This is a genomic window from Streptomyces sp. adm13(2018) (assembly GCF_008042145.1).
GTDB lineage: Bacteria > Actinomycetota > Actinomycetes > Streptomycetales > Streptomycetaceae > Streptomyces.
The window spans coordinates 1-6,983 of the sequence record NZ_RDBH01000196.1 but is presented as its reverse complement, the minus strand read 5'-3'; the positions used below and the strand labels follow the sequence as shown (position 1 = coordinate 6,983).

Here is a 6,983-nt window from a genome sequence, read left to right as displayed (position 1 = left end):
GGCGCGGCCGGCGGCGTCCCGGGGGCGTCCGCGAGGGCGCGCACCGGGTCGACGACGCCCCAACCCACGTAGTTGTCGCGCCCGTTGACCGAGCGGACGGCGGTCTGCTGGATCCGGGCGATGATCTGGGCCGCGCTCCAGTCCTTGTGCTCGGCGCGGAGCAGGGCGGCGACGCCGGCGACGTACGGCGCGGAGAAGCTGGTGCCGTTGTCGACGCACTGGCCGCCGCCGGGGACGGTGGAGACGATGTCGACGCCGGGCGCGGCGACCCCCACCATGGGGCCCGCCTGGGAGAACGCGGCGCGCTCGTTGTTCCGGTCGGAGGAGGCGACCGCGAGGACGCCGGGGAAGGCGGCCGGGTAGGTCATCTTCGCGGTGCCGTCCATGCCGTCGTTGCCTGCGGAGGCGACGACGACGACGTCCTTCCTGACGGCCTCGGCCACCGCCTTCGCCAGGTCCGTCTCGGGCCCGAGGCGCGCGGTGGTGTCCTGCGAGATGTTGATGACGTGGGCGCCCTTGGCGACGGCCCACTTGACGGCCTCCGCCATGCTGTCGGCCTTACCGCTGTTCTTCTCGTCGTTCTGCCGGATCGGGATGATCGTCGCCTCGGGGGCGAGTCCGACGAACCCGGTCCCCGGACGGGGGCGGGCGGCGATGATGCCGGCCACCTTGGTGCCGTGTCCGACCTGGTCGACGGTGCCGTCGGTCTTGCCGCGCTGCGCGTCGTCGAGGCCGGGGTTCTTCTTGTCGGGCTTGAGGTAGTCCTTGCCCGCCTTGGCGTCGACCGCGGTCCGCAGCTGCGGGTTGACGTCGTCGACGCCGGTGTCGATGACCGCGACCCGGACTCCTTTGCCCTTGGTGTCCTGCCACAGCTCGTCGAGCAGGACCCGCTGGAGCGGCCAGGGGGTGTCGGCGATCTGCTTCTTCATGGGGAAGGTGCACTCGCCGCTGCCGTTGAGGGCGGGGCCGGCCCCGGGGCGGCCTTCGCGGTGGTCCGGGGCGGCCGAGGCGGCGCCGGGGGCGGCGAGGAGCGCGGTGAGGGTGCCGGCGGCGAGGAGCGCGGCCGTGCGGGAGGGCGTACGAGAGGGCGTACGGGACCTGGCGCCAGTTGCCTCGCGGGAGGGCGTACGGGACCTGGCGCCGGCCGCCTCGGCGGAGGGCGTACCGGACGTCGTACGGGATATGGCGCGGGCGGGCGTGCGGGAGGTCGTCACCGTGCGCACCCCCTAGGAACCCTGCGGCTGGGCCGCGCTGTTGGAGTCGAGCCGGGGGCCCTTGGACAGGAACTCGGACCATTCGAGCGGGACCAGGGCCGGCACGACCTTCTCGTAGCCGAGATGCTTCTGGGCGTCGCTCGGTTCCGGGCGGCCGTCGGTCGGCTTCTCCTTGTCCCCGGCCCCGATCTCGGAGCGGGCGGAGTCGCTGTCGCCGTTGGCCTGCACCGCGTAGCGCAGACCCGTGTCGGTGACCAGGAACAGCGAGCCGTCGGGCGCCTTCTGCCGGCCCTGGATCTGGGTGTAGAGCAGGCCGGTGCCGGGGGTGACGTACGTGCTGCTGCCGCCCGCGGTGATGTCCGCCGGGTACTGGGGGCCGGCCCAGGTGGTGAGGGTCGTCCGCCCCTTGTCGTCGACGCCGGTGAGGACGCTGCACACGGTGTCCCGGGCGCCCGGCCCGGAGAGGGCGTTGACCTGCGTGGACTTCAGCTTCGGCCAGTTCGCCTCGCCGTGGAAGACGGTGGGGTCGGGGACGAAGGAGGAGGCGTCGGCCGGGGTGGGCTTGCCGTCCATGTCGAGCGAGCGGGTCTGCGGGGCGTTGATGAGCAGCCAGGCCGTGAACGGCGTGACCGGCTGCACCTTCCCGGGGAGGACGACGTAGTGCTGGGGTCCGGAGCCGGTGGGGGCCAGGAGGACGTTGCCGATCCGGCTCTCCGTCTCGGTCAGGGTGGCGCCGGCGACCTGGGTGGGGCGGCCGACCTCAGCGCTGTCGATGCGCGGGAAGTCGATCTCGTCGCCGGTCTTCAGCGTGGCGAGCCAGTCGTCGGTGACCGGCTGGGGCTCCTTGCCGAGGCCGACGAGCGCGGTGAGCAGTCCGGTGGACTCGGCCTTCACCGGGTACTTGGTGCCGGTGTGGTCGACGAGGAACTGGGCGGAGCCCGCCTGCCCCTTGACGTACAGGACCTCGCCGTCGTCGAGCCGGTTGCCGCCCTCGGTGAGCTTCACCTCCCGCTCGGCGAAGAGGAACGTCGCCTTCTGGACGCTGGCCCCGGCGCCGCCGCCGGGCTGCTCGCAGACCGCCCAGCGCTTCGCCTTGCCCGCCTCGTCCGCGCTGGGCAGCCGGTCGGGGGCGTACGGGATGCCGATGATGGGTCCGCGCGGCAGCTTGCCGCGGTCGAGGAACTCGTCGGCGACCTGCACGACCTGGAACTGGTCGGGGTCGAGGAGGAGGCGGGCGGAGGCCAGGTTGAGGACCGGGTGGAGCAGCGTCTTCTTGTCCTTGCCGGTGCCCGTCTCCAGGACCACGTACCGGGTCGTCGACTGCTTGCCGACGATGACCCGGGTCTTGGGGGTGTCCCAGCCCTTCGGGGCGTTCGGCTTGAACATGCCCCAGGCGCCGAACCCGGCCACCACGAGCGCGGCGACGATCAGCCCCGGAAGGATCGCGCGCAGCGGCTTCGGCGCCCCCTCCTCCGTACCCGAGGGCGAGGGTTGGAGGAATGCCGCCACCGTGCGCTTCTTCGCAAAGGTGTACGCGTTGAGCTCGTCCCGCCGCGATGCCATGAGTCCCCATTCTCGTCAGGCGCGATCTTCGCGCGGGAGCCGGGGAGGTGGCACCCGGGCCCCGGCCGTCGGACCGGCCCCCTACTATGCCTGCTGTCCCGTGGGGTTCGTGGGGCGGGTAGGGTGATCCGGCCGCCAAAGCCCTGGCGGGCCAGGGTGATCGGGATGAATTGAGGGGGATTCTCCATCATGGTTTCCGCGACGCGGACGCGGCCCGCCGCGGCCACCGCCTCCGAACCCCCGTCCACGGGGCCTGCGTCCTCGGTCTCACCGAAGCTCCAGGCCCGCCCCGGACACTTCGGTTCGTTCCAATTGCAACAGCTCGTACTGATCGAGGTGGCGGCGGCGCTGATGCTCGTCGCCTGGGTCGTCGAGCCGATGCTGATGGTGCCCGCGGGCGTCGTCGCCGTCGCGCTCGTCCTGATGGCGGTCGTCCGCCGGCACCGCCGCTCGCTGCCCGAGTGGCTCGGAACGTTCCTCGCGCTGCGCACGCGCACCCGCCGGGCCTCGTCCTTCACCGTGCCCGAGGGCACCGAGCCGGGGATCGCCCCGGTCGTGGAGTGCGACCCGGCGTTGCGGACCTACGGATACAGCGACCGCGACCGGCGCCCGGTCGGCATGGTCGGCGACGGCACCTTCCTGACCGCGGTCCTGCGGGTGGAGTCGGAGGGGACGGCGCTGCGCCCGGACCGGGCGGCCGCGCCGCTGCCCGTCGGGCTGGTCCGGGACGTGCTGAGCGTGGACGGCATCCGCCTGGAGTCGGCGCAGATCGTGCAGCACACGCAGCCCGCGCCCGCGCCGCACCTGCCCGCCCAGTCGATGGCCGCGCGCAACTACGGACCGCTCCAGGCGCAGACGGGTTCGCCCGCCGTACGGATCACCTGGATCGCGCTCAAGCTCGACCCCGAACTCTGCCCGGAGGCGGTCGCCGCCCGCGGCGGCGGCCTCAAGGGCGCGCAGAAGTGCGTGGTGCGGGCGGCGGACCAGCTGGCGAGCCGCCTCGCGGGCGCCGGGTTCGCGGCGAGCGTGCTGACGGAGCAGGAACTCGTCTCGGCGCTGGCCACCTCGACCTGCGCCAGCCCGATGGCGATAGCCCAGGCGGGCCGGGGACAGACGCAGGGACGCCGGACCCAGGAGACCGCGCGGACCTGGCGGGTGGACGACCGGCGGCACACGACGTACTGGGTGGGGCGCTGGCCGCAGCTCGGCGGCCAGGGCGGTTCGGGGGCCTCGATGCCCCAGCTGGTGGCCCTGCTGACCTCGCTGCCCGCCCTCGCGACGACGTTCAGCCTGACGCTGAGCGGCGGGGACCGGCAGGAGGTGACGGTGACCGGGCACGTCCGCATCACCGGGCGCAGCGACGAGGAACTGGTGGCGGCGCGCCACGAACTGGAGCGCGCGGCGCGCGGGGTGAGGACGGGGCTCGTGCGGCTGGACCGCGAACAGGTGCCGGGCATCCTCGCGACGCTTCCGCTGGGGGGTGCGCGCTGATGTCCCACGCCGCCTCCTCTTCTTCCTCTTCTTCCCCCTCTTCCTCTTCCTTCGGCGGCCCGGCTTCCTTCGGTGGCCCGGCGCGCCAGGGTTCGGGCCGGGCCGCTTCCCGGGGAGCCTCGCGGGCCGGCCGGGGCACCAAGCCCCGCTTCGGCTTCGGGCTGGTCGGACCGCGCCGCGACCGGCACTCAGTCCCCCTCGACCAATTGGAGGCGCTGGCCCTGCCGGTCGGCGACGACGGCATGGTGATCGGCGTCGACGCCGAGAACCGGCCCGCCGTGCTCGGCATCAACCGGCCCGTCCCGTACGACATCACGCTCATCGGTGGTCTGTGGACCGCGCAGGTGCTGGCCCTCCGGGCGGCCGCGACGGGGGCCCGGGTCGCGGTGGAGACCGGTCGCGCGCAGGCCTGGACGGCGCTCGCGCAGGCCGCAGGCGGCGGTCAGCCGTGCATCGCGCTGCACGACGTGGGACGCGTGCCGCCGCAGGGCGCGTCCGCGGGCAGTCCCGTGGTCGTGGTCCGCGACTGCGGCATGCGGCCGCCGCGCGGCCGCGTGGTGTCGGCGCCCTGGCAGTCGGTGGTCACGCTGCTGCCCTATCTGAGCCCGGTCGCGCCCCGGCTCCTGGAGAAGTCCTCGCTGGTCGGAGTCCAGCGGGTCTCGCCCGACGAGGCCACCCAGATCGGCCGCATCATGGGCCTGCCGCGCCACGAGTACGAGGCGCTCTCCACGCTCGCGGACGGGGTGACGCTCTGGTGCACGCCCGGCGACCGCCAGTTCGTCATGACCCAGGGGACCGACGCCGAGACCGGATTGTTGGGCGCCGCGCGCAGAATGGACTGAGCGGCACGTAACGGCCTGAAGACGTTCAAGTACGTCCGTTTTTGCATCGATTTGAACGGTCGGGGTTCTCACTCTGCGACGCGGGCGGGTCACTTGGGGGCCGGACCGGGCCATGGGGACGTGCGCGGTGGGGTCCTCGGGCCTGCCCGGGGGTTGCCCGCGCCGATTAGGGTGGAAGAGCCCCGCCCCACCACGGCACAAGGGTGCTCGACCACACCAGGAGGCAAAGTGAACGGCGATCGCGACGAGATCCGCGGGGGTTGGAGTCCGCCCGCCGACGATCAGTCCGACGCGGATCCCGCCGAGATGACGGGTGAGTTCACCATCGACTACACCCCGCCGGCCTGGTACACGCAGAACGCGTCGGGCGGTGCGGGGGCCGGCGGTGCCACTCCCCCGCCGCCGAGCGGCGCCCCGGTGCCCGGCCTCCCGGCGGGCAGCGGCTTCGAGCCGAGCTGGAACACGGGGGCGCCCCCGGCGGGCACGCCGGCCGGGGGGACTCCGGTGCCGGGCACGCCTGCGGGGGGAGCTCCGGTGCCGGGCACGCCTGCGGGGGGAACTCCGGTGCCGGGCACGCCCGTCGGGGGGATGCCGGCGCCGGGTACGCCTGCCGGGGGCACTCCGGTGCCGGGTGCTTACGCGCCTGGTACGTATGTGCCTGGTACGCCCCTGGGCGGTGGTCCCGCGGAGGGCATGCCCCCGGGCGCCGGGTACCAGCCTCCCGCCGGGCACCAGCCCGTCCACGGTCAGCAGCCTTTCCCCGGTCAGCAGCCTTCCGCGGGGCATGAGCCTGCCCAGGGCCACCAGCCCCCGATCGCGCACGAGGCTTTCCCCGGTCACCAGCCTCCCGCCGGGGCGCCGCAGGCCGCCGTGCCTCCCGCGGCCGTGCCCCCGGCCGCCGTACCCCCCGTGGTGACGCCTCCGGTCGCCCCGCCTCCCTTCGCCGCTCCTCCGGTCGCGACGCCCCCGGGCGTCCCGGCCGCCGACGCCTCGGCGCCGGGCGCCTTCCCGCCGCCCGCTCCGCTGCCCGGTACTCAGGCTCCCGCGTCCTCGGCGCCCTTCGGGGGCGGGGACGTGGAGAGCGGCTCGACCATGCGCTTCTCCCCGGCGGCGCTACAGCGCGAGATCGCCGAGCGCAGGGCCGAGGCCGCCCCGGCGGCGCACGCGGCCGGCGCGGAAGAGCCGGTGGCAGCCGGGACCTCCGGGAGCGGCGCGTCGGCCGACGGCGGCGCCCCGACCGGGACCACCGATCCCGCGGCCTCCGACGCCACGGAGCCCCGCCGGGAGGACGCCCTCTCCGCCGAGGCCCCGCACGGGCCGGAGCGCTCGGAGGCGACGGACGCCCCCAAGGCTGCCGAGACGGCTGGGGCGCCCGAGCCCTCGGAGGGCTCCGAGACCTCCGAGACCTCCGAGACCTCTGAGACCTCTGAGGCCTCCGAGACTCCGGAGACCCGCGACGCGGTCGCGAACGACGAGGAGACCGACGTCTCCCGGACCCCGTCCGCTGAGGACGCCGAGCCGGAGTCCGCCTCAGACCCCGCCGGGCACTCCCCCGAGGACTCCGCCCAGGACTCCCCCGAGGACTCCACCCCGGAGTCCGACCCGGTGACCGACGCCGCACCCGTGGACGCCGCACCCGTGGACGCCGCCGGCACCGCGCGCCCCGAGCCGGAGGCGGCTCCCGCGGCCCCCGCTCCCGAGGCCCTGACGGAGCCGCTCGCCCCCGTCCCGTACCCGCCGGCCGACGCCGCACCGCAGGGCTTCGCCCCCGACGCGGCTCCCGGACCGTTCCCCGGCCCCGGTGCCGTCCCGCCGCCCGCGCCCGGCCGGCCCCTGCCGCCCGCCGGGCCGCAGGCCGGCGCCGGGCTGCCGC

4 protein-coding genes and 2 pseudogenes are annotated in these 6,983 nt (G+C 74.9%); 4 read left to right on the top strand and 2 right to left on the bottom strand.

Features of this window, described 5'->3' with window-relative positions:
* Positions 1 to 929 (bottom strand): type VII secretion-associated serine protease mycosin (mycP, locus tag EAO70_RS35495; RefSeq protein WP_410091594.1); only part of this gene is annotated, 929 nt, incomplete at its 3' end.
* Between the two features lie 297 nt (positions 930 to 1,226).
* A complete protein-coding gene (gene eccB, locus EAO70_RS35490; RefSeq protein WP_148006921.1) occupies positions 1,227 to 2,777 on the bottom strand; it encodes a type VII secretion protein EccB in 1,551 nt (516 codons plus the stop codon).
* A 189-nt stretch (positions 2,778 to 2,966) separates the two neighbouring features.
* Between eccB and eccE the strand changes: the two genes are divergently transcribed.
* The 4 genes and pseudogenes from eccE to EAO70_RS35470 all read left to right on the top strand — a co-directional run.
* Positions 2,967 to 4,268, top strand: a complete 1,302-nt coding sequence (gene eccE / locus EAO70_RS35485; protein ID WP_148006920.1) for a type VII secretion protein EccE — start codon at positions 2,967 to 2,969, stop codon at positions 4,266 to 4,268.
* The gene (locus EAO70_RS35480; RefSeq protein WP_261993211.1) at positions 4,268 to 5,110 is read left to right on the top strand and encodes a hypothetical protein; all 843 of its coding nucleotides are present in this window, start codon (positions 4,268 to 4,270) and stop codon (positions 5,108 to 5,110) included. Before eccE ends, EAO70_RS35480 begins: the two co-directional genes overlap by 1 nt.
* A gap of 120 nt (positions 5,111 to 5,230) precedes the next feature.
* Positions 5,231 to 5,464, top strand: a pseudogene (locus EAO70_RS40535) (SCO5717 family growth-regulating ATPase); the annotation flags it as partial.
* A 738-nt stretch (positions 5,465 to 6,202) separates the two neighbouring features.
* Positions 6,203 to 6,983 (top strand): annotated as a pseudogene (locus EAO70_RS35470) (hypothetical protein); the annotation flags it as partial.

Excerpts from the sequence above, each read along its gene's own strand:
- eccE (WP_148006920.1), top strand. The coding sequence starts at position 2,967 with ATGGTTTCCGCGACGCGGACGCGGCCCGCCGCGGCCACCGCCTCCGAA.
- eccB (WP_148006921.1), bottom strand. The coding sequence starts at position 2,777 with ATGGCATCGCGGCGGGACGAGCTCAACGCGTACACCTTTGCGAAGAAG.
- EAO70_RS35480 (WP_261993211.1), top strand. The coding sequence starts at position 4,268 with ATGTCCCACGCCGCCTCCTCTTCTTCCTCTTCTTCCCCCTCTTCCTCT.